Source organism: Streptomyces sp. NPDC058295, assembly GCF_042880655.1.
GTDB lineage: Bacteria > Actinomycetota > Actinomycetes > Streptomycetales > Streptomycetaceae > Streptomyces > Streptomyces coriariae.
Window position 1 is genome coordinate 1 of sequence record NZ_JBHVYO010000086.1, and the last position, 21,718, is coordinate 21,718.

General features: G+C 71.7%; 18 protein-coding genes and 2 pseudogenes. 8 read left to right on the forward strand and 12 right to left on the reverse strand.

Annotated elements, in window-relative coordinates; translation table 11 throughout:
- Positions 1-702 precede the first annotated feature (702 nt).
- Entirely contained in the window at positions 703-1,518 is an 816-nt protein-coding gene (locus ACFVYS_RS42395) for a class I SAM-dependent methyltransferase (RefSeq protein WP_389511085.1), read from the forward strand.
- Positions 1,519-1,755: 237 nt separating this feature from the next.
- On the opposite strand, the gene ACFVYS_RS42400 is transcribed toward ACFVYS_RS42395, so the two are convergent.
- Both ACFVYS_RS42400 and ACFVYS_RS42405 read right to left on the reverse strand, forming a co-directional pair.
- The gene (locus tag ACFVYS_RS42400; protein ID WP_389511063.1) at positions 1,756-2,298 is read right to left on the reverse strand and encodes a DUF1360 domain-containing protein; all 543 of its coding nucleotides are present in this window, start codon (positions 2,296-2,298) and stop codon (positions 1,756-1,758) included.
- A 330-nt stretch (positions 2,299-2,628) separates the two neighbouring features.
- Positions 2,629-3,099, reverse strand: coding sequence for an SPW repeat protein (locus ACFVYS_RS42405; RefSeq protein WP_389511064.1), 471 nt, complete (start codon positions 3,097-3,099; stop codon positions 2,629-2,631).
- Positions 3,100-3,312: 213 nt separating this feature from the next.
- Here ACFVYS_RS42405 and ACFVYS_RS42410 point away from each other — a divergent pair.
- A pseudogene (locus ACFVYS_RS42410) lies at positions 3,313-3,703 on the forward strand (DUF2243 domain-containing protein).
- A gap of 23 nt (positions 3,704-3,726) precedes the next feature.
- Positions 3,727-3,969 carry a cytochrome c oxidase assembly protein gene (locus ACFVYS_RS42415; RefSeq protein ID WP_389511087.1) on the forward strand — a complete coding sequence of 81 codons (243 nt, stop codon included), beginning with the start codon at positions 3,727-3,729 and terminating at the stop codon, positions 3,967-3,969.
- 174 nt (positions 3,970-4,143) lie between these two features.
- On the opposite strand, the gene ACFVYS_RS42420 is transcribed toward ACFVYS_RS42415, so the two are convergent.
- The 3 genes from ACFVYS_RS42420 to ACFVYS_RS42430 form a co-directional block, all read right to left on the reverse strand.
- Positions 4,144-4,488: a cytochrome C oxidase subunit I gene (locus ACFVYS_RS42420; protein WP_389511065.1), complete on the reverse strand. Its 345-nt coding sequence runs from the start codon at positions 4,486-4,488 to the stop codon at positions 4,144-4,146.
- A 16-nt stretch (positions 4,489-4,504) separates the two neighbouring features.
- Entirely contained in the window at positions 4,505-6,211 is a 1,707-nt protein-coding gene (gene ctaD / locus ACFVYS_RS42425) for a cytochrome c oxidase subunit I (RefSeq protein ID WP_389511067.1), read from the reverse strand.
- Positions 6,212-6,573: 362 nt separating this feature from the next.
- Positions 6,574-6,759, reverse strand: a complete 186-nt coding sequence (locus tag ACFVYS_RS42430; protein WP_389511089.1) for a DUF2382 domain-containing protein — start codon at positions 6,757-6,759, stop codon at positions 6,574-6,576.
- Between the two features lie 57 nt (positions 6,760-6,816).
- Between ACFVYS_RS42430 and arr the strand changes: the two genes are divergently transcribed.
- Positions 6,817-7,227: an NAD(+)--rifampin ADP-ribosyltransferase gene (gene arr / locus ACFVYS_RS42435; protein ID WP_389511068.1), complete on the forward strand. Its 411-nt coding sequence runs from the start codon at positions 6,817-6,819 to the stop codon at positions 7,225-7,227.
- 5 nt (positions 7,228-7,232) lie between these two features.
- Here arr and ACFVYS_RS42440 read toward each other — a convergent pair.
- Positions 7,233-7,325: pseudogene (locus tag ACFVYS_RS42440) on the reverse strand (IS5/IS1182 family transposase); the annotation flags it as partial.
- 335 nt (positions 7,326-7,660) lie between these two features.
- On the opposite strand from ACFVYS_RS42440, the gene ACFVYS_RS42445 reads away from it, so the two are divergent.
- Complete coding sequence (locus tag ACFVYS_RS42445) at positions 7,661-8,146, forward strand: roadblock/LC7 domain-containing protein (protein WP_389511070.1); 486 nt, start codon at positions 7,661-7,663, stop codon at positions 8,144-8,146.
- Between the two features lie 1,090 nt (positions 8,147-9,236).
- Here the strand turns inward: ACFVYS_RS42445 and ACFVYS_RS42450 are convergent.
- On the reverse strand, positions 9,237-10,838 hold the full coding sequence (locus tag ACFVYS_RS42450; protein WP_389511072.1) for a serine hydrolase: 1,602 nt from the start codon (positions 10,836-10,838) through the stop codon (positions 9,237-9,239).
- Positions 10,839-10,948: 110 nt separating this feature from the next.
- Here ACFVYS_RS42450 and ACFVYS_RS42455 point away from each other — a divergent pair, with 110 nt between their 5' ends.
- Entirely contained in the window at positions 10,949-11,317 is a 369-nt protein-coding gene (locus ACFVYS_RS42455) for a PadR family transcriptional regulator (protein WP_389511091.1), read from the forward strand.
- A 226-nt stretch (positions 11,318-11,543) separates the two neighbouring features.
- On the opposite strand, the gene ACFVYS_RS42460 is transcribed toward ACFVYS_RS42455, so the two are convergent.
- The 4 genes from ACFVYS_RS42460 to ACFVYS_RS42475 all read right to left on the reverse strand — a co-directional run bounded on the left by ACFVYS_RS42460 (position 11,544) and on the right by ACFVYS_RS42475 (position 19,494).
- On the reverse strand, positions 11,544-12,509 hold the full coding sequence (locus ACFVYS_RS42460; protein ID WP_389511073.1) for a DUF1152 domain-containing protein: 966 nt from the start codon (positions 12,507-12,509) through the stop codon (positions 11,544-11,546).
- Positions 12,510-12,642: 133 nt separating this feature from the next.
- On the reverse strand, positions 12,643-14,007 hold the full coding sequence (locus ACFVYS_RS42465; protein WP_389511075.1) for an FAD-dependent oxidoreductase: 1,365 nt from the start codon (positions 14,005-14,007) through the stop codon (positions 12,643-12,645).
- Positions 14,008-14,139: 132 nt separating this feature from the next.
- On the reverse strand, positions 14,140-16,836 hold the full coding sequence (locus ACFVYS_RS42470; RefSeq protein WP_389511077.1) for a SpoIIE family protein phosphatase: 2,697 nt from the start codon (positions 16,834-16,836) through the stop codon (positions 14,140-14,142).
- 51 nt (positions 16,837-16,887) lie between these two features.
- Positions 16,888-19,494 carry a SpoIIE family protein phosphatase gene (locus ACFVYS_RS42475; protein WP_389511079.1) on the reverse strand — a complete coding sequence of 869 codons (2,607 nt, stop codon included), beginning with the start codon at positions 19,492-19,494 and terminating at the stop codon, positions 16,888-16,890.
- Positions 19,495-19,616: 122 nt separating this feature from the next.
- Here ACFVYS_RS42475 and ACFVYS_RS42480 point away from each other — a divergent pair, with 122 nt between their 5' ends.
- Positions 19,617-20,462: a DUF72 domain-containing protein gene (locus tag ACFVYS_RS42480; RefSeq protein WP_389511080.1), complete on the forward strand. Its 846-nt coding sequence runs from the start codon at positions 19,617-19,619 to the stop codon at positions 20,460-20,462.
- Between the two features lie 223 nt (positions 20,463-20,685).
- On the opposite strand, the gene ACFVYS_RS42485 is transcribed toward ACFVYS_RS42480, so the two are convergent.
- Entirely contained in the window at positions 20,686-21,339 is a 654-nt protein-coding gene (locus ACFVYS_RS42485) for a lipoprotein (RefSeq protein WP_389511082.1), read from the reverse strand.
- Positions 21,340-21,550: 211 nt separating this feature from the next.
- Between ACFVYS_RS42485 and rpmG the strand changes: the two genes are divergently transcribed.
- A complete protein-coding gene (gene rpmG / locus ACFVYS_RS42490) occupies positions 21,551-21,715 on the forward strand; it encodes a 50S ribosomal protein L33 (protein ID WP_389511083.1) in 165 nt (54 codons plus the stop codon).
- Positions 21,716-21,718 lie beyond the last annotated feature (3 nt).

The following is a 21,718-nucleotide window of genomic DNA, read 5'->3' on the forward strand; positions in this document are numbered from 1 at the left end:
GCGGGGGCGCTGGGGGGTGGTTCCATTGCGGCGCGCCGCCGGACCGCGCCGGCCGCCGGCCCGAGGGGGGGGCGGGGTGCGGGCCGGCCCCGGTCGCAGTGAAAGTGGGGGAGGGGTGTGTTCGACGTGACGACGACGGTTGTGCAGAAGGGCCACAGCAAGAAGCGGCCAGACGGCCGTGGATGAAACGGGATGCGTAGGCCTGCCGGCGGGTGCGCGACGTCGACGTGCTGACGCATGTGGAGAGCCCGCTGCTCCGTGCGGTCGGTCTGGACCTCGACACCACGTTCCCCGCTGCCGCGGCCCGCCTGGCCGTCGGGCCTGTCCACCCCAGGCTGCTCCAGGACTCTGAGGATCTGTGTGCCGGGGTATCAAGGAAGAACGCGGGTTCCGTGCGGTCTGCTGGGGGATGCGGCTCATGGTGTTCAACATCGTTTCGCTCGTGATGTCGGTGATATCGGTGATATCGGTGATGTCGGTGATGTCGGTGATGGCCTTGGCGGCATCCATGTGGGGCGTCAGCCGGCAGATCAGACGGGCCCGCTCCGACAGCGATCTGTCTGCCCGGCTGGTCGTAGGCGGTCGGTGTGCGCAAGACCGGCCGGCCGCGCACGAACCTAATTCCCTTCATCAGGCCCCTAGGAATCGATCACCTAGGCCGGCGCGGTGACTGATGAGCAGGAGCGGGTGCAGCCGTCGGGAGTGTGGGCCACGGCGGTGGGGGTGGCCAGGGTGCGGGAGCTGGAGACCGAGCGGGAGAACGCGCTGTTCCGCGACCCACTGGCACGGGCCTTCGCAGCCGCAGGCGGCCTGTGGCCCTCCTCGCCGCCGCTGCCCGATGACGAGGCCGCGCGACGCCGCCGGTGGGCCGTGTCGTTCTCCATCGTCATCAGGACGAGGTTCCTCGACGACCTGTTGCGGCGGGCCTCCGCGTCCGGGGTCCGGCAGGTCGTACTGCTCGGCGCCGGCATGGACAGCCGGGCCTTCCGGATGGACTGGCCCGAGGGCACCCGGCTGTTCGAGGTCGACACCGCCGCGCCACTGGACTTCAAGGCTTCGGTGCTGCACCAGGAGCGGGCCGTCGCGCGGTGCGAGCGGATCACCGTCGCGGTGGATCTGCGTGCGGACTGGCCAGGCGCGCTGGCCGCCGCAGGGCACGACCCTGCGGTGCCGACCGTGTGGATCGCCGAAGGACTGCTGATCTATTTGCCCGAGGACGCGGTGGAGCTGCTGCTGGCCCGGATCAGTGCGCAATCGGCGGCAGGCAGCCGGATGGGGCTGACGTTGGGCTCGCGCGGCGTGATCGAGCGCTTCGGCGCGGACGCCGTGCCGGGATCGGCGGCGTCCATGTGGGTCTCGGAGATGCCCGACGACCCGGTGGGCTGGCTGGCCGGGCACGGCTGGGAGGCCGCCTGCCACACGCTGCGCGAGCGCGCCGCCGCCTACGGCCGCCCGATCAGCACCCCGCCGCAGCGCGAAGAGCGAGCCGGCGGACTGATCGCGGCGGTCCGCCGGTAGAGCGCCTGCCGGTTCCCTGGACGATCGATCCCAAGGCGGGCAAATGGTGAGGGGCGGCCAGCCGGTCATCCGCCCACTTGCCCCCTACGACCACTTAAGCCCGCCCGAAAATCGCCTGGCCGAATGGTGATCGCTTCGCTTCCGGACCCCGCTGCCGCGTGACCCCTTTGCAGGCCTCAAAGCCTGTGGTCGGCCCATGGACGCCCCGACCACAGCCCCGACCACGGCCTCGGGGGATCACTCGCTGTCGATCTTGTCCACCAGCGCTGCGTATCCCAGCTGTAGTGCGTCCGCCCCGGCCAGGGCGGCAAGCGCGCCCATGGCGGTGCGCGTGGCGCGGGGCCAGAGCAACTGGCCTGCCGTCAGGGTCGAGACAAGCCATACGCTTGTGCAGAACGGACAGGTCACCAGCTCTCCGACGGAGTGGGTGCCGTTGTCGGTCCGTGCCTCCTCATGCAGTTCGGCCGGGCCCTGCGGACCGACGTACCGGGTGAAGGGGGCCCGCAGCGGGCTGGTCACCGCTGCCTTGGTCAGCAGCCGGCTGAGCCGGAAGGTCGCCAGCGACATCAGGACGACGTCGGAGGGGGCGGGCCGGTCGGGCAGGGGGCGCCCGCGGAGCCGTACCGCCGTTGCCCAGGCCGCCGTGTACACCCCGAATCCGGTCATGGCCGTCAGGTAGCCGCCCAGCGGCCGCTCGGAGCCCGCTGAATAGTCGCGCTGCGTGCTGCGGAGAAATGCGTGCAGCCGTCGAGTGAGGCGGTGGTCAGCTGCCGTACCCATGGGCCGCTCCTGTCCCACACAGGTCTGTCCTGCCGTCGTGTGCGTGCGTTGCCCGTTCGTGTCGGCACGGGCGCGCCTTCTCCCTGTCCTTTTGCGGCTCTCGTTCCAGGCGGTCCTTCAGCCACGGGGCCGGGTCCGGCCCTGACAGGCGGTGAGGGGGCGTTGTACTCATGGGCAGCCGGGTCCCCATCAGGGGTGCACGGCAAACGAACCGGCGGATGCCACCCTCCCCGGCTCGGCGGTCGGTCCTACCCGTGGTAAGTGAGGACGGCGACCGCGTGAGCCGCGGTCGCCGTCCTGTCGACAGACTTGTCGGGCCAGGGCGCCGCGTCAGCGGGCCATTCGGGCCGAGCGGCCACGGTCACCCCTGTCTGTGTCACCCGCCGCAGAGGCCGTCGCGAGCGCGAGAACCAGGGCGATGACGCCGACGATGATGTTGTTGACCACGGTGCGTGTAGTGTCCACGTTCCCGGCCACCACCCATGGCGCGACGATGGTCCAGACGCCGATCATCGCGGCTGCCCAGGCCCGAGCATGAGTGCGCTCATAGGCGTGTCCGAAGCCGCCCAGAAGCAGTGCGTAGGCGACGCCGGTAATCAGGTTGTTCACGGCCAGGGTGCTGAAGTCGTTGAAACCCGCGATCCAGGGGGAGGCGGCCAGGTACAGCCCGGTAACGAGGGCCAGCGCCTCGACAGCCTGCCCCTGCTGGGTTGTCACCGCTCGCTCGGCCCTGGCATGGCGCTCCCGCATCTCCAGGATGTCCGGGTGCGATTCCATTGTCGTATGTGTCTGGTCGGTCATGATCGCCTCCTGGTTCAGGGACGCACGGTCCGTGCCTCCCGGCGCCCGCTCGAGTCCCCCGCGAAGGGTCACCGTCCCGCTCTGTGCCGGGGCGTGTGGAGAATCCGCGTGCCTGCGGACGATGGCCTCCGTACGGAAAGGCACTGTCATGAGCGAATCGGTCGGGCCGGAAACGACCCGACCCCGGGCGCACCCGTCGGGCCCGGGAGGTCGATGGCCGTGGCCGCGCTGATCGGATCGGCGGTGATGGCGGCGGTCGACGAGATCGTCTTCCACCAGATTCTGGGCTGGCACCACTTCTACGATCGTTCCACCGCCGACGTGGGCCTGCTGTCCGACGGCCTGCTGCACACCGCCGAGTTGCTGGCGCTGGTCGCCGGCTTCTTCCTCTACGGACCACAAGCTGCTACGGCTGCATCAGGTCCGCTACGGCGTGGATGTCACCCCGTACGACTGGGCGTGGAACCTCGGGGGTCTGATCCTGCTCCTCGTCGGCGCGGGCCTTGCCGCGCACGCGGCCCGTCGCAGCAAGGCCGGATCGGGGCGGAGAGCCTCGCGCATGGCCACCCCGTCACGGCAGCCGGCCCCGGCACGGCCGAGTTGATCACGGCGGCGGCCGCGCTGCTGATGGCCGTCGCCTACCTCTCGGCAGCCGGGCGTCTGCGGCGCCTTGGGGATGCTTGGCCGAGGCATCGGGATGTGTCGTTCGGTGCAGGGGCCGCCGTCACGGCCTGGGCGGTGGCGGGAGCCCTGCCGGGAGGGCCCTTCACCGGGCACATGCTCCAGCACCTGGCTGTGGGATACCGTGGCCGGTTCGCCGCGCCCACGGGCAGCAGCGTCCGCGGGAGCGCTCGGGCATCCCGCCGGTAGTGGGACGTCATGGGCACACTGACGCGTCCGGATCGCCACCACCGCTTACGCCGAGGTCGGCGCAGACGCCCCGTGGTGGATGCGCCCCAAACGAGGAGCAGCATCACAGGGCGTTGCTCAAGGCAAACCGGTCTCTCCCGGTCTCGTCCTCACTCCGCTCAGGGCCGCTCCTGTTCAAAGGGCCGACAGCAGGGCGGCCACTGTGATGAGCACCGCGCAGACCGTCAGGGTCAGGCCCAGGCAGCGGCGCTGCAACTGCCGGTAGCGGTGTTCGTACTCGGCACGCAGGGACAGGCTTCGGGCCGCCAGGCGCTCAAGGTCCCGTCGGGCGCGGCGGAGGCTGTCGGCAACGTAGTGGCATTCGATCTCCGTGCGCTGCGACGTCGTCAGCCACTGCATCGGCTGGACGAAATCCTGCGCACGCTGTTCCGCTTCCGCGATCCGGGCCTGCCACAGCAGGTATCCCTCCACCGTGTTGCCCAGTTCGCTGGCGGTTGCCCGCTCCGGCAGACCGCTCACCGCGTGCCCCGGCCGCTCATGCGCGGACACCGTGGGCCTCGGCCTCGGCGATCGCGATGTCGGGGTGGTGCAGGTCGAACGCCGGGGACTCGCTGCGGATGCGCGGCAGGGTGAGGAAGTTGTGGCGGGGCGGCGGGCAGGACGTGGCCCACTCCAGGGAGCGGCCGTAGCCCCACGGGTCGTCGACGCCGACCGGCTGGCCGTACCTGGCCGTCTTCCACACGTTGTAGAGGAAGGGCAGCATCGACAGGCCGAGGAGGAAGGAGCTGATCGTCGAGATCGTGTTGAGGGTGGTGAAGCCGTCGACGGCCAGGTAGTCGGCGTACCGGCGCGGCATGCCCTCGGCGCCCAGCCAGTGCTGGATCAGGAAGGTGCCGTGGAAGCCGACGAACAGCGTCCAGAAGGTGATCTTGCCGAGGCGCTCGTCGAGCATCTTGCCGGTGAACTTCGGCCACCAGAAGTGGAAGCCGGCGAACATCGCGAAGACGACGGTGCCGAAGACGACGTAGTGGAAGTGGGCGACCACGAAGTAGGAGTCGGAGACGTGGAAGTCCATCGGCGGCGAGGCCAGGATGATGCCGGTCAGACCGCCGAAGAGGAACGTGATGAGGAAGCCGGCCGCCCAGAGCATCGGTGTCTCGAAGGACAGTGAGCCCTTCCACATCGTTCCGATCCAGTTGAAGAACTTCACGCCCGTCGGTACGGCGATGAGGAACGTCATGAAGGAGAAGAACGGCAGCAGTACCCCGCCGGTGACGAACATGTGATGGGCCCACACCGTCACGGAGAGGCCGGCGATCGAGATGGTCGCGGCGACCAGGCCCATGTAGCCGAAGACCGGCTTGCGGGAGAAGACCGGGATGATCTCGGTGATGATTCCGAAGAACGGCAGGGCGATGATGTACACCTCTGGATGGCCGAAGAACCAGAAGAGGTGTTGCCACAGCAGGGGGCCGCCGTTGGCCGCGTCGAAGATGTGGGCACCGAACTTGCGGTCCGCCTCCAGGGCGAACAGCGCGGCCGCCAGGACCGGGAAGGCCAGCAGGACCAGGACACCGGTCAGCAGGACGTTCCAGGTGAAGATCGGCAGGCGGAACATCGTCATGCCGGGTGCGCGCATGCAGATGATCGTGGTGATGAAGTTGACCGAGCCGAGGATGGTGCCGAAGCCGGAGAAGGCCAGACCCATGATCCACAGGTCGGCGCCGAGACCCGGGGTGCGGATGGCGTCCGACAGCGGCGTGTAGGCGAACCAGCCGAAGTCGGCCGCACCCTGCGGGGTGAAGAAACCGCCTACAGCGATCGACGAACCGAACAGGTACAGCCAGTAGGCGAACATGTTCAGCCGCGGGAACGCGACATCGGGCGCGCCGATCTGGAGCGGCATGATCCAGTTCGTGAAGCCGGCGAACAGCGGCGTCGCGAACATCAGCAGCATGACCGTGCCGTGCATCGTGAACAACTGGTTGTACTGCTCGTTCGAGACGATCTGGATGCCCGGACGGGCGAGTTCGGCGCGCATGAGCAACGCCATCACCCCACCGATCAGGAAGAACGCGAACGACGTGGTCAGGTACAGGGTGCCGATCGTCTTGTGGTCGGTGGTCGTCAGCCACTTCACCACTACATTGCCGGGCTGCCTGCCCCTCACCGGCAGTTCATTTTGATACGCGTCCTCGGCTGCCTTGGCACCGTCGGGCTGGGGTTGGTCGAGGATGCTCACAGGCCGTCCGTCTCTCGATACTCGCGTTCGCTCACGCCATGACGTCAGTTGCCCGCCCATCCTTGCGGCGCGAGGGCGGCACTCACTCCCGAAGCGCGCGATGCGCGGCCGATCGTGTGAGCGATGCACCCGGACGGAGCAGCCGTCCGCTCGTCCCCGTGGCCGTTCGGGACACGCGGGAACGGCCGTGGATGCGGCTCCGGCCACAACTGGTCTGCGGTCGAAGGAGCAGCTGGACTGGTCCCCGGCGCTGATCACCTCCGCGCACGTCTGCGCGGCCCGACGGGGCACAAAAGAGCACAGCCGACCCGCTCGAGTAGGTTCCGAGTGGGCCGACGTGCAGGTGCGAGGCGGGCGCAGCGTCAGGTCCCGCGCCGGTCGTCGTCCACGCCTTCGGTGTCGATCTGTTCCTTGCGGACTTGACCGCGGACGGTCTCCTCGTCGGTGTGTTCCTCGGCGGACATGCGCACCCGCTCCACCGGCACCGTCTCGGTTTCCGTTACGGGGCGTTCCTCGTGGAGGATGACCTCGTGTTCGGCTTCACTGATGCCGGGCCCGTCCCGGACAGCTCGCCGTCACGACAGTTTCGTTGATAATCTGCGGCGATGGACGAGGTGTTGGACGAGGGGCCTTTCTTTCACGGCACAAAGGCCGAGCTGCTGGTCGGAGATCACCTGACCGCCGGTTTCCGTTCCAACTACCGGCCCGAAATCGTGATGAACCACATCTACTTCACCGCGTTGCGCGACGGTGCGGGACTCGCCGCCGAACTGGCCGCCGGCGATGGGGCCCCGCGCGTGTATGTCGTCGAACCGACCGGGGCGTTCGAGAACGATCCCAACGTCACCGACAGGAAGTTCCCCGGCAATCCCACTCGCTCCTATCGCAGCAGGGAACCGCTTCGGATCGTCGGCGAGGTCACAGACTGGACGCGACAGACACCCGAAGCCCTCCAGATGTGGCGAGACCGGCTGGTACAGATCCGTCTGGATGATCGCGCCGAAATCATCAACTAACGGCGACTCACCAGGACCTCGTGCAGCCGCTGCCACACGCCCGCCTCGTTCCGGTCCCGCAGCCTGCGCCTGCACGTGATGCCCGTGCCGAAAGCGACGGCTGACGCCGCGGAGAGCTCCGTCGTCAGGCATCGGCCCGGGCTCCTGCCGGGACCGCCGTGTCCGGCGAGGTGGGTTCGTGGCGTGGTAACGACCTGCCGATCGGCCGCCCGGTGTCGTGAGGCTGCCGGGAAACTGCTCCTGAACTGCAAAAACGTCGGTAGGGCGCCCGAGTTCGGCGGTAGCCTCCCGTCGCACGGCATGTTCCAAGGGAAAATGCCGGAGCCATCGCTTCCGGTCGTTCCTTTCCGTAGCCTCAGGAGTATCTGAACCACCGCGCGCCGCACCGCACTTGATCCGCGTCAGCCGACAACGCGCCGAAGGGGCAACGGTCATGGCCGTCGAGACCGAGGTTCTGAACGAACTGCACCGGCTGCGTACCCGGATACCGGAGCTGACGGGGGCGTTGGCGGCCGGTGCCGACGGTCTCGTCCTCGCCGAGGACATGCCGGACGTGCAGCCGGAGGGGCTGGCCGCGCTCACCGCGGCGGCGCTCGGCGTGGGGCGCCGGATGGTCGACCTCGCCGACCGCGGCGAGTTCCGCGAGCTGCTGGTGCGCGGGGCCGGGGGCTACCTCGCGACGTACGCGGCCGGGCCGTCGGCCGTCCTGACGTTGCTCGCCGACGACCGGGCCAACGTCGGCCGTCTGCATCTGGAGGGGCGGCGTGGCGGCGCGCGCATCGCCGAGCTGCTGGCGGCGCGGTCCAGGGACGACGGGCCCGCCGTCCCTGGCGGCGAGCCACCGGCTCCGCAGTTCCGCGGCCGGATCCTCGGCGCTCTGCCCATCCGCATCCCGCCGCAGTCCCGATACGAGCCCTGACGGGCTCCGGCGGGCTTCGGCGGGAGTGCCTACGATCCGGTGGCCCGGCCGCGCCGTCCGCCGATCCCGCGCCGTCGGCCGCCACCCCGTTCCGGGCCCGCTCCCGCTCCCGCTCCCGGCGAGGGGGCGCTGAAACCGCCGGGGACGAGACGCGGTGGTCCCACGGTCGGCGTCGCCGGCCCGGAGGGAGCCGGCCCCGCGCCCGCTCCCCGGCCCGCCTCCGTGCCCGGTGCCGGTGCCGGTGCCGGATCCTGGTCAGGAACGCGGGGCGGTGGTGGCGCCGCACGGTTCAGTACGCGTGCGTGGGGCAGCAACGGGGCGCAGGAGGCGCAGACTTCGCTGAGGGTCCACACCTGGCCGACCGCCGGGTCGTGCCGCAGAACGAGGACGACGGACCCCGCGCAGGCGACCCGGGTGTCCTCGTGCAGTGCGCACCCCTGGCGACGGCACGAGCAGGCGGCGTCGTGGTGTACCGCCGCCGCTCTGGCGTGCGCGGCCGCGTGGGCCACCGCGAAGCGGCGCAGGGCCGCGATGTCCCGGGAGCGCGGCGGCATCACGCACGGCGAGGAGCAGGTGACGGACGCGGTGCGGTCCCGGTGCCCGACCACTCGGATCGTCCAGCAGCGGCCCGGGCGGCGGGCCGATGGGGCGGCAGGGTACATAAGAGCCAATGCACATGTCCTTCGTGGGGGAGGGCGATGGGCGAGTGGGGGAGCTGTCCGGGAGTGGTCCCGCACGGCCCGGCGGAAGTGACCTCGCTCACAGCATGCCCGGGGCCGCCGCGGACCATTCGCGCCGTGCCCGCTCCGGCCGACGCACCGCCTGTCGCCGGCGGGTCCTCGGGCAGCTCGTCCGGCGGCGCGTCCGGTGGGGTCGCCGCCGTGGAGAAGGTCGATGGCGGCGGTCAGCTTCGCCACGGCCGACTTGAGGCCTTCCTTGCTGAGCAGGTCGTAGACGCTCATCGTCGGCCCGCTGTCGAAGACGGTGGAGCCCGGCAGCGCCTACCTCAGGGCCGATGTGCGGGCCCGGGTGATCGAGACCCACCCGCGCGACGACGGCTGACTCCCGGCCGCCGGTTCGCGCGCTCGCGCTATTCGCGGGTGAAGGTGCCCAGGCCGGTCTCGTCGAACGCCTCCACCGTCACCCGGGTCGCCTTGCCGTCACGGTCGCCGTGGAAGGTGACGCCGGACAGTCCGACGGCGTTCTCGCCGACCGTCCGGAAGCTGAACGTGTCCCCGTCGTAGTGGGTCAGCCGGAACGTCGTCGGCTTCGGGCCCAGCCGCATGGTCAGTTCGCCGCCGGACGCGGAGACGGTCAGCGGACCGTAGAAGCTGTTGGCGTACGTCCCGGTGTACGCCGCGTCGGGGCGGGCGGCGGCCGCGTCCGCGGGCGGGTCGGCGTAGTCGGTGGGGGAGACCGCCGCCCCTTCCTGCTGCGCGTAGACCTTCCCGATCACGTCGAGCCAGTCGGCCGTGGCCTTCCCGTGCTCGGCGGTGTCGAAGAAGCTCTCCGCCATGGCGTCGGGGAGACCGAGAGGCTTGCCGTTGGTGAGGACCACGATGCCCAGTTGCTCCGCGGGAAGCATGGTGACGTTGGTGTTCGCGCCGAGGGCGAAGGCGCCCGAGTGGCTCAGGCGCAGGCGGCCCAGATCGTCGTAACTCACGTTCCAGCCGAGGCCGTAGAAGCCCGTGCGGCCGGCCGGCGCCTGCGGGGGATTGGAGACGATCGCGGGGATGTGGGTGCGCTCGAGCTGCTCGGCCGGGATGATCTGCTCGCCGTCGAGCTTGCCGTTCGCCAGCTGGAGGCGCAGCCAGCGGGACATGTCCCGGGCGGTGGAACTGGCGCCGCCCGCGGGGGCCTGGGCGTCGGCGTCGCGCACGTACTGGGCCCGCCAGGTGCCGTCGGGGGCCTTCACATGCAGGTCGGCCCGGTTCTTCGCGGCCTGGTAGTCGGCGAAGAGGGAGCTGGTGGAGTCCATCCCGGCGGGCTTGTAGAGGGTGTCCTCGGAGAGCTTCTCCCAGGTCGTGCCCTCGGCGTTCGCGACCGCCTGACCGGCCGCCGTCGGGCCGTAGTTGGTGTAGGCGTAGGAGGCGCGGAACGGGGCCAGGGGTTCGTACCGGAGGTGGTTCAGGATGTACGTGCGGTCGTAGCCGAGGTCCTCCAGCAGATCGCCCGCGTGGTCGGGCAGGCCGCTGCGGTGGGCGAACAGGTCGGCCACCGTGACGTTCCGCGTCACCCACGGGTCCTTGAGGGCGAAGCCGGGCAGATGGGCGGCCACGGGGTCGTCCCAGCCGATCTTCTCGTCGCCCTCGCCCTCGCCCACCGCTCCGGCGACGACGGTCGACGCCAGCGGCTTCGACAGCGACGCCAGCTCGAACACCGTGTCGGGGTCGATCCGGGCGGACCGGCCTTCGTGGCGGACGCCGAAGCCCTTCAGGTACACGACCCGGTCCTTGTACACGACGGCGACCGAGACCCCGGGCACGCCCGTCCGCTTCATCCCGTCCTGCACGATCCCGTCGAGCTTCCCCACGGCCGCGTTCACCTCCGCCGCCGTCAGCTGCGGAGGCGGCTGGGGCGGGGGAGCGGCGGCGAGGACACCGGGGACGAGCAGGAGCGCGGCCACCGCCAGGGCCGCTGGGGCCTTCGCTCGGTGGCGTGTCGTCGTCTGCCGAACACCCATGCAGACCATTGAACGCCTCGCCAGGAACGGTGTCCTGCCGAGGCAGGTGCGCGACCCGGTATTTCGCCGTGCTGAATATATCGGCAGCCGATATATTCAGTCTCATGGCATCGAGGAGCATGACCCAGGCCGCCTTCTTCGTGCTGACGGCCCTCGCCGACCAGCCCCGGCACGGCTACGGCATCCTGCGCGAGATAGCGGAACTCTCCGAAGGGGAGGTGCGGTTGAGGGCCGGCACGCTGTACGGCGTGCTCGACCGGCTCACCGCCGACGGGCTCATCGCGCTGGACCGCGAGGAGGTCCAGCAAGGTCGGCTCAGGCGCTACTACCGCGTCACCGACGAGGGCGTCGACGCCCTCGTCGCGGAGGCGGACCGCATGGCGGCCGGAGCCGGTGCGGCCAGGCGCCGCATCGCCGAGGGCCGCCGCGCCCCCGGAACCGTCACCCCGCCCGCCACGGGGCCCGGACTCGCCGGAGGTCTGGCATGACGACCGGCACGCCCACGCTGCTCGAAGGGCGCTACCGCACCGCCCTGCGCCCGCTGCCCGCGTACTACCGCAGGGAACGCGAGGAGGAGATGGTCGAGGTCTACCTGTGAGGCGGCGGCCCTCCTCCTGCTGACCGCGGTTCTGGCGGTCGTCGGCGGCCGCGACCTCGCGACCCGCTGACGACCGCCACACGGCACCGCCACCCGCGCCGAGGGGCGGCCGTGCCTCAGTGCGGGAAGGCGCGCGGTTGCCGCAGCAGGGGGAGTTCGTCGCGGAACTCCTCGATGCGGGAGCTGATCTGCCGCATCAGGACCGTGTCGGCGAGGCGGTCGAGGTAGAGGTTCTGGCGGGCCAGGCCGGGCGCGTCGACGCAGAAGTACAGCGCCATGAGCGGATTGACGAACAGTTCGCTGTCCTTGGTCCGCTCGGTGAACCGGACGTTGCCGAAGGAGCCGCGTACGGCGGCGGCGACGGAGCCGTTGACGATGCTCGGGTGGCCCGGGGTGCAGGCCTGGGCGTCGGCCACGGCGTCCAGGTAGAGGGCCCCTTCGGGGCTCTGGTGCGACAGGGAGAACGCGCCGAGGTAGGCGCCCTCGCGGTCCAGCGCGGCCAGGTTCTCCAGGACGAGGGAGTGGTTCACCCCGTGGTGGGCGTCCACGCCGAAGCCGAGACAGGCCACCAGCCGGTGGGGGACGTCGTCGAGGCTCTGTACGGCGGCGAGGCTGGCCATGTCCTCCTCGGGCGTGCCCAGTCCGTGCTCGTCGCCGCGCATCAGGATGTCGGTCCCACCGTCCACCAGCACGACGGCGTCCACCCCGCCCAGGTGGTCGAGGAGCGCCCGGTAGGCGGCTCGCAGGGGATCCACTCCGATGCGCGGGAAGGCGTACACCGTGGCGGGGAGGTCGTGCCGGTCGAGCCAGCGGGCCAGGGTGCGCTCGGGGAAGTAGTCGCCGCGGGTCGGGATGTCGGGGCGGATGGCCGCGACGTCCGGTTGGAGCCAGACCTCGGAGGGCAGCCCGTGCAGCTCGGCGAAGGAGAGGTTGGCCAGATGGACCTCCTTGCCCGCCGAGCGCAGGGCGAGCGCCAGCGGCAGGCCCGCGTACACGTCGAAACCGCCGCCCGCACCGGCGATCAGCACCCGGCGCGCGTCGCGCAGCCGGGTGAAGAGGGGAGGCTCCTGGAGGCTGAACACCCCGGGACGCTAACAGGCGTCGATCGTGCGGCCCAACAGGATTACGTCAACCACCCCGAGCCGTGGGCGGGTCGGGGTTCGGCCGACCGGGGCCGGAGCGGCCCGAGGTGGCGACCGAACCCCGCGCCCAGGACTACGCGCCGCTCTCCCGCAGCATGTCCTCACGCTCGACGATCTTCACGCGCTCGCGGCCCTGCGGCTCGCCCAGCGCCTTCTCGGCGGCGTCCAGCTTGTACCAGCCCTCCCAGGTGGTGAAGCGGACGTCGCGCTCGGCGAGGAACGTCTCCACGGCCTCCGGCTCGGGCGAGGCGGGCGTCTGCAGACGGCCGTTCGCGTGGTCGTCCAGCAGGTTCGACACCGTCTCGTTGGCGTCGCCCTTGGTGTGGCCGATGAGGCCGACCGGACCGCGGCGGATCCAGCCGGTGACGTACGTCGACTGCAGGTGCTCGCCGGACTCCTCTATGACGCGGCCGCCCTCGTCCGGGACCGTGCCCGAGTCGAGGTCCCAGGGCAGCTTGGGGAGCTTGTCGGAGAGGTAGCCGACGGCGCGGTAGATCGCCGTGACGTCCCAGTCCTTGAACTCGCCGGTGCCCTTGACGTTGCCGGTGCCGTCGAGGGCGGTGCGCTCGGTGCGCAGACCGACGACCTTGCCGTCCTCGCCGAGGATCTCGGCCGGCGACTCGAAGAAGTGCAGGAAGAGCTTGTGCGGGCGGCTCCCGACGTCGCGGATCGCCCAGTTCTCCAGCGTCTTGGCGACCATGTCGGCCTGCTTGTTGCCGCGCCGCGTGGCGATCGAGCCGTCGTCGTAGTCGATGTCCTCGGGGTCGACGATGACCTCGATGGTGGGGGAGTGGTCGAGCTCCCGCAGCTCCATCGGGGAGAACTTCGCCTGCGCCGGGCCACGGCGGCCGAAGACGTGGATCTCCAGTGCCTTGTTGGCCTTCAGGCCCTCGTAGACGTTGGCCGGGATCTCCGTGGGCAGCAGTTCGTCCGCCGTCTTGGCCAGGACGCGGGCCACGTCGAGGGCGACGTTGCCGACTCCCAGGACCGCGACCTTCTCGGCCTCGAGGGGCCAGGTGCGCGGCACGTCCGGGTGGCCGTCGTACCAGGAGACGAAGTCCGCGGCGCCGTAGGAGCCGTCGAGCTCGATGCCGGGGATCGACATGTCGCGGTCGGCCGTCGCGCCGGTCGAGAAGATCACCGCGTCGTAGAAGGCGCGCAGGTCGTCCAGGCTGATGTCGGTGGGGTAGTCGACGTTGCCGAAGAGACGGATCTGCGGCTTGTCGAGGACCTGGTGCAGGGCGTTGACGATGCCCTTGATGCGGGGGTGGTCCGGGGCGACGCCGTAACGGATCAGGCCGAACGGGGCCGGCATGCGCTCGAAGAGGTCGATGGAGACACCCGGGTCGGCGGCCACATCGGACTTGAGCAGCGCGTCGGCGGCGTAGATCCCGGCGGGGCCGGCTCCGACAATGGCTACCCGCAGGGGGCGGGGCATGATCAGGTTCCCTTCGAGTGGCGACAGATCGACTCGGGGGAAGCCTAAACTAAGGCAAACCTTACTCGGTACGCGGGTCCGGTCTATGGACTCATAAACATCATTGATGAGTGGAGCGGCGGCCGACTCGCCTCACGGCAGCGGCTGTTCGGCCCAGATGACCTTGCCCTTGGCGGTGTAACGGGTGCCCCAGCGCTCGGTCAGCTGCGCCACCAGGAACAGACCGCGCCCGCCCTCGTCGGTCATGGCCGCGTACCGCAGGTGCGGTGACGTGCTGCTGCTGTCGGCGACCTCGCAGATCAGGGTGCGGTCGCGCAGCAGCCGGACGCGCACCGGGGCGCTGCCGTAGCGGATCGCGTTGGTGACCAGTTCGCTCAGGATCAGTTCCGTGGTGAAGGACAGGTCCTCCAGGTCCCAGCGCGCCAGCTGCCGCACCACGGCCGCCCGCACCTCGCCGACCGCCGCCGGGTCCACCGGCACGTCCCACTCGGCGACCCGGTCGGCGCCCAGCGCCCGGGTCCGCGCGACGATCAGCGCGATGTCGTCGGCCGGGCGGGGCGGCAGAAGGGCGTCCAGGACCGCCTGGCAGGTCCCCTCCGGCGGCCCGTCGGAGCTCTGCGCCAGGGCGGTGCGCAGCAGCTCCAGACCGGTGTCGATGTCCCGTTCCCGGTCCTCCACCAGCCCGTCGGTGTACAGCACCAGCGAGCTGCCCTCGGCCAGCTCCAGCTCGACCGTCTCGAACGGCAGCCCGCCCAGTCCGAGCGGGAGTCCGGCGGGCACCTCGAGGTACTCGACCCGGCCGTCGGGGTGCACCAGCGCAGGCGGCGGATGCCCGGCGCGGGCGATCGTGCAGCGCCGGGAGACCGGGTCGTAGATGGCGTACAGACAGGTCGCCCCGGAGACGGCCGCGTCGGTGCCGTCGTCCGCCTCGTCCTGGTCGATACGGGCCACCAGCTCGTCCAGCAGGCCGAGGAGTTCCTCCGGGGCCAGATCCAGGGCGGAGAAGTTGTGCACCGCGGTGCGCAGCCGGCCCATGGTGGCCGCCGCGTGCAACCCGTGGCCCACCACGTCACCGACGACGAGCGCGACCCGGGCCCCGGACAGGGGCAGCACGTCGAACCAGTCGCCGCCCACGCCCGCCTGCGCCGGCAGATAGCGGTAGGCGATGTCCAGGGCGTTCTGTTCGGGCAGGGTCCGCGGCAGCAGGCTGCGCTGGAGGGTGACCGCCATGCCGTGCTCGCGGGTGAACCGGCGCGCGTTGTCGATGGAGATCGCGGCCCGCGCCACCAGCTCCTCGGCGAGCGCCACCTCGTCCGGGTCGAACGGATCGGGCCGTTCCGAACGCCAGAAGCTGACCACGCCCAGGATCAGGGACCCCGCCCGCACGGGCACGGTGATCAGGGAGTGGATGCCGAACTCGACGACCTGCTCGGTCCGTTCGAGGTCCTGGGCGCGCCAGCCCGGCGCCTCGGCGAGGCGGGCCTCCAGGACCGCCCGCGCCTCGCCGAGACTGTGGGCCTGCGGGGCGGAGTCCACGAAGCGGATCCGCTCGCCCACCGCGTACAGCGGCGCGCCCTTGCGGATCGCGCTGACCGCCGTGCGGCGCAGCGTGCCCCGGGACCCCGGCTCCTCGCCCTCCAGGACGGCGTCGAACAGATCCACGGACGCGAAGTCCGCGAACCGCGGCACGGCCAGCTCCGTCAGCTCCTCGGCGGTCCTGGTGACGTCCAGGCTGGTCCCGATGCCCACCCCGGCCGCGTACAGCATGTCCAGGCGCTCGCGGGTCGCCTCCGCCCGGCCCGACAGGGCACGCAGCTCCGTGGAGTCGCGCAGGGTGGCGACGCTGCCCGCCGGTCCGCCCGCCAGGTCGGTGGGCCGCTGGTTGATCGCCAGCAGCCGCTCCCCGACCAGGTGCACCTCGTCGGTGACCATCCGCCCGGAGGCGAGCAGTTCGGCCGTGTCCCGGTCGAGTCCCAGATCGAGGACCTGGCGCCGTTCGGCGTCCGGGGGCAGGTCGAGCAGGCGTTGCGCCTCGTCGTTGGCGAGCAGCAGGTCGCCCTCGCCGCCGACGATGATCACCCCTTCCCGGACGGAGTGCAGGACGGCGTCGTGGTGCTCGTACATCCGGGTCATCTCGCGCGGGCCCAGGCCGTGGGTCTGGCGCAGCAGACGGCGGCTGACCAGCGCCGTGCTCGCCGTGGCCAGGGCGAGGGCGACCGCGGCGCTGCCGAGGACGAGCGGCAGCTGCCGGTCGGCGTTGCCGCCGACGTGCGCGGTGGTGATGCCGGACGACACCAGGCCGACCACCGTCCCGTCGGCCGTCTTCACCGGCACCACCGCCTGGACCAGCCGGCCGATGGTCCCGTCGACCTCCTCGACCACGATCCCGCCGTCCAGCGCCGGCTGGATGTTCCCGACGAACTTCTTGCCGATGCGGTCCGGTTTGGGATGCGTGTAGCGGATGCCGTCGGTGTTCATGACGACCAGGAAGTCCATGTCGGACGCCACGCGGGCGGCCTCAGCCTTGGGCTGGAGCACGGCCGTCGGGTCGGGGGCGCTCAGCGCCTCGACGATGCCCGGCGAGTTGGCGAAGGTCTGCGCGACCGCGACGGAGCGGTTGCGGGCCTCCTGGGTGGTGTCGTGACGAACCTGGAGCAGCAGCGCCACCACGGCGGCCACGACCAGCAGCAGCACGATGACCACTTGGAGGACGAACACCTGCGCGGCGAGACTGCGGCCGCCCAGGGCGGACTCAGGCGTATGCCGCACCCGCGGGTCCCGGGGACGACGGGCCGGCCGGGCATCCGAGCGCCCCAGGAGTCGGACCATGTGCCATGTCTACACTGCCGGGCCGCGCGAGGCGAGAGCCGTCACGCACGGTCACGGACCGTGTCCCGCACGCTTGCCGTGAGTGACTTCGGACGCCCGCCGGGTGGCCAGCAGCAGCGCGATGTCGTCCGCCCGGTCCGCGGCCTGCCGGGCCGTCGCGGTGAGCAGGTCGGCGACATCCGCGAGCGAACGGCCGGAACGGGTCTCGGCCGCGGGCCCGCCGGCGCCGGCCTCGGCCGGAGGGCGCCTGGACCCCGCTCCGGCCAGGGCCCGGCGCAGATCCGTGATGCCGTCGTCGATGTCGTGGCCGGGCCGCTCGACCAGCCCGTCCGTGTAGAGGGCGAGGATCGCGCCCGGCTCCAACCGCAGCTCCGTCACCGGGTAGTGGGCGCGCGGGTCCACCCCGAGCACCACGCCGCCGGGCAGTTCCACGACCTCGGTTCGGCCGTCGGGGTGGCGCAGCAGCGGCGGCAGGTGCCCGGCGCGGACCGCCCGGGCCAGACCGGTGGCCGGGTCGAGCCGGACGTAGCAGCAGCTGGCGAACTGGCCGGGGTCCAGGTCGATGAGGAGGTGGTTCGTGCCGCCCATGACCTCCTCGGGCGGCCGGTCGCCCAGGGCGAACGCCCGCACCGCGCTGCGCAGCTGTCCCATGGTGGCCGCCGCCTGCACGCCGTGCCCCTGTACGTCCCCGATGACCAGGGCGAGGCCGTCCCCGGCCTCCACGACGTCGTACCAGTCGCCGCCCACGTCCATGCCCTCGGTGCCCGGCAGATAGCGTCCCGCGGTCTCCACGCGCGCGTGCTGCGACAGCCGCCGGGGGAGCAGGGCCTGCTGGAGCCCTCGGGCGAGGGCGGCCTCGGTGTCGTAGCGCTGCGCCTTCTCCATCGCGTGGGCGATCAGCCCGGCGAGCGCGGTCAGCACCGTGCGTTCCTCGGAGCTGAAGCTGCGAGGGCGGTCGAAGCCGAGGATGCACGAGCCGACCGGGCGGCCCGAGGCGATCAGCGGGAGGAAGGCGCGCGCGCCCTCCGACGCGTCGAGGTCGATGCCCGGATAGGCGTCCGACAGCTGCTGCATCGAGTCGAAGAAGAGCGGCCGGCCCGTGGTGAGGGTCTCCACACCGGGCAGCCGGGTGTCCAGCCCCACCCCTTCGAAGGGCGCCAGGAAGCCGTCGGGGAAACCGGACTCCCACGCCAGGTACAGGTGCCGCTCCTGGAGCAGGTAGATGGCGAGCCGACGGCCGCCGAACGCGGGCAGCAGCTCCTGCATCACCACCGCCGACACCTGGCGGGCGGTCACCGCCTCCGTCAGCGCGATGGCCAGGACGATGGGCCGGTAGAGCGGGGTGGTCGAGGCGGCGGTGCCGGGCGCCGGGGTGTCCGTCTCCGGGGGTTCGGGAGCCGTGTCGTTCGGCACGCGGTTCGCCGGGACCGCCTTGCAGGTGACGAGATCCGCGCCCGGGTACAGGGACACGCGCAGCCAGTCGCCCTCGTACGGCCGGGCGACGGCGGAGGGCTCGGTGGTGACCGGAAGCCGCACATGGAAGTGCGCGGGCTCCGGCGACAGCAGGGCGCCGCGCAGATGCTCCTCGCAGGTGGGCTGGTTCAGCCACGGCACGGCCTCCCACAGCGACCGGCCGACCAGCCGGTCCCGCGGCACGCCGAGGAGGTGCCCGGCCCGCGCGTTGGCGTAGACGACGAGCCCCAGCCGGTCGAGACAGAACACCCCCTCCGGGAGGAGGTCGGCCGCTCCGTCGGCCAAGGCGCCGGGGCCCGGATCGAGGAGGACGCCGGCGATGGGGCGGGGCAGGGCGGAAGACGCGGCCGGGGGATCACCCGGCCGGGTCGCCACGCCCGTCGCGTCCCACAGTTCGAGGAGCCGCAGCCCGCCCTCGGTGGTGCGCACCTGGAGCGGCAGCGGCGGCGGCCGGCCCCGGGCCGTCCGGTGCAGCAGGCCCGGCAGCCGGTGGGCGTCCGTCGGGTCGACGGCCCGGGCCAGGGCGTCCAGCGTGCCCGGGAACTCGTCCGGGGGCAGACCGAGCAGGGTGCGTGCCTGTTCGTCGAGCGTGACGACGTCGGTCGCCGGATCCCAGGAGAACCGCCCGACGCGCCCCGGGGCCGGTCCGGCGGCCGGCGGCCGCACGCACAGCGGCTCCTCGTCCCAGGTGACGTCTCGGCCGTCCGCCCCCAGCCGCAGCAGGGCCGCTCCCAGGTCGTCCGCCACCGCCGTCAGCCGCTCCCGCTCCGCCTGCACCTCCGCCGCGTCGGCCGCCGCCGGGCGCAGGACGGCCAGCACCCCGAAAGACCGCCCGTCCGCCACGACGGGCACGTAGAGCGATCCGAACTGGAAGGGCAGGCCCGCGGCGAGCTGCGCGTAGTGGCGCATCATCTCGGTGGCGTTGGCCAGCACCACCGGCACACCCGTCCGGTACACGTCGGCGACCGGGAACGGACGGTCCATGTGCACCCGCCACCAGGGGCGGAACAGCGGACCGGGCAGCCCCGCGAGGACCGCGAGGCGCAGCTGCCGGGACGTGGCCGAGCACAGGTACACGCCACCGGTGCGGCCGTCCGTCGCCCGCAGCGCGTCCGCCACGGCCCCGGTCAGCAGCGCGGGCGGTGGCCCGGACGGCTTCCGCTCGTTTCCGGCGCTCCCAGTCATTCGGCCCTACCTCGTCCGTGCGCCGCCGCTTGGGCGACACAGCAAGAATGCGCCACACCTGGCCGGATGTGCATCCGCGCGACCTCGGGGAGAACCGTTGCGGGCGGGGTAACCGGCACGCCATGAGTGAGATTCTGGTGGGCGCCTGCTCCTGGACGGACCGGGCACTGGTCGCCGGCGGCTGGTATCCGGTCGGTCGGCGCGACGCGGAGGGACGGTTACGCCACTATGCCGAACGCTTCCCGGTCGTCGAGGTCGACGCGACCTATTACGCGCTGCCCGGCGAGCGCAACGCCCGGCTGTGGGCGGAGCGCACCCCCGACGGCTTCGTGTTCGACGTGAAGGCCTTCTCCCTGCTGACCGGGCATCCCACCCGGCCGGCCGTGCTGCCGCCGGATCTGCCCGACGACGTGCGTGGCCCGAAGGCCCTGGACGAGGTGTGGCGGAGGTTCACGGACGGCATCTGGCCGTTGCGTGACGCGGGGCGGCTGGGCGCCGTCCTCTTCCAGTTCCCGCCGTGGTTCCGTCCCGGCGCGCGGGCCCACGCGTTCCTCGCCCAGTGCGCCGAGCGCACCGCCGGGTGGCCGGTCTGCGTCGAGTTCCGGCACCCGGACTGGTGGCGGGGCGAGCGGGAGCACACGACGGCCGATCTGCTGCGGTCGTACGGCTTCGCCACCGTCGCCGTCGACATGGAACAGTCCCTGCCGACCGCCGTGCCTCCCGTCACGCCCGTCACCTGCGCGCGGCTGGCGGTCGTCCGCCTGCACGGCCGCAGCCCGGCCTGGGGCACCGGCAGCAAGGAGGACCGCTTCCGGCACGAGTACACCGACGGCGAGCTCCGCGAGTGGGTCCCGAGGGTGCACGCGCTCGCCCGGCGGGCCGAGCGGGTGCACGTGCTGTTCAACACCTGCTGCGGCGACTCCGCGGTCCGCGCCGCCGAGCGCATGCGAGCCCTGCTCGACGCCTGACCGCCCCGGCCTCCCTACCGGCCGACCGCCCGCGACGGGCGCTGCGCCGGCGAGCCGCTCACCGGGGCGCGCGCGGGCATGGCGGTCGAGCCTGCCTCGGGGTGTGGTCCGGGCCGGGTCCGGTCTGGTCGGCGGGGTGTGATGGGTGCTGTGTCGGAGGGTGGTTCGCCGGGGCGCGCGAGCCCCGGCGGTCGCGCCCGCCTCGGGGTGTGGTCCGGGGCGGTCAGTCGGCGGTGGTGTGCAGGGTGCTCTTGGCCAGTTCGTACGCCGGGAGCATCGCTCGGTGTTCCGCCGTGTCCATGCCGCCCAGATGCAGGACGACGGGGCCCTCGGGCGTGGTGACGGCGAGCGCGTGCTCCTGCTTCGTCTCCTCGAGGAGTTCGCTCGTGGTGACGTACTCGACCTCGGTGCCGGTGATGTCGCCCGCCTTCAGCGTGCTGTACCGCGCCCCGCTCGCCCCCTGCTCGGCGGCCACGAAAGCCTCCAGCACGGCACGCGCGTCGCTGTCGCCCGGCTCACCCGTCCAGACCCGCAGGAAGCCGATCTTCCCCGCGGGCTTGGCGTCGACCTCGCAGGCCATGGTGACCGGGCCCTGGCGCAGGAAGGCGTCGGCCAGGTCGGCCAGGTCGCCGGTGGCGCCGGTCGCCTCCTCGGCGTCGACGGCCTTGGCCTTCCAGAACTCGGCGATGTCGAAGGTGACGGGCAGTTCGCAGGCGGACCCGGAGGCCCCGATGGACCCGCCGCGCTGTGCGACCTTCGCGCTCGTCTTCGCCGACGCCCCCGACGCGCCGTCCGGTTCGGCCTCCTCGGCCGCGCATCCCGTCATCAGCCCCGTCAGCAGGGCCGCCAGCGTCAGCCCCTGCCCCACGTTCCCCATGGTCCCCGCCCCAAAGCGCACTGCCGTGTCTCCTCTCGGCGCCGGCGCGATACCGGCGGAGCACTGTAACCGAGGAGGTCATGGCCCCCGCCACCGAGATTCGCCCAGGGGGCGGGGGCGGCCGGGGAATGTCCCGGTCCCACCCCCTGTTGTAGAGCGTGACTGGCATGCACCGATCAGCAGGTGCGAGTCGGTGTGAGAGGAGTTCCCCATGGCCCGCAGTGCGGCTCGCCCCGTCATCACCCTCCGGTCCACGGCCGGTACCGGTGTCACCTACGTGACGCGCAAGAACCGTCGCAACGACGCCGACCGGCTGGTCCTGCGCAAGTACGACTCCGTCGCCGGACGGCACGTCTCCTTCCGAGAGGCGCGATGAGGT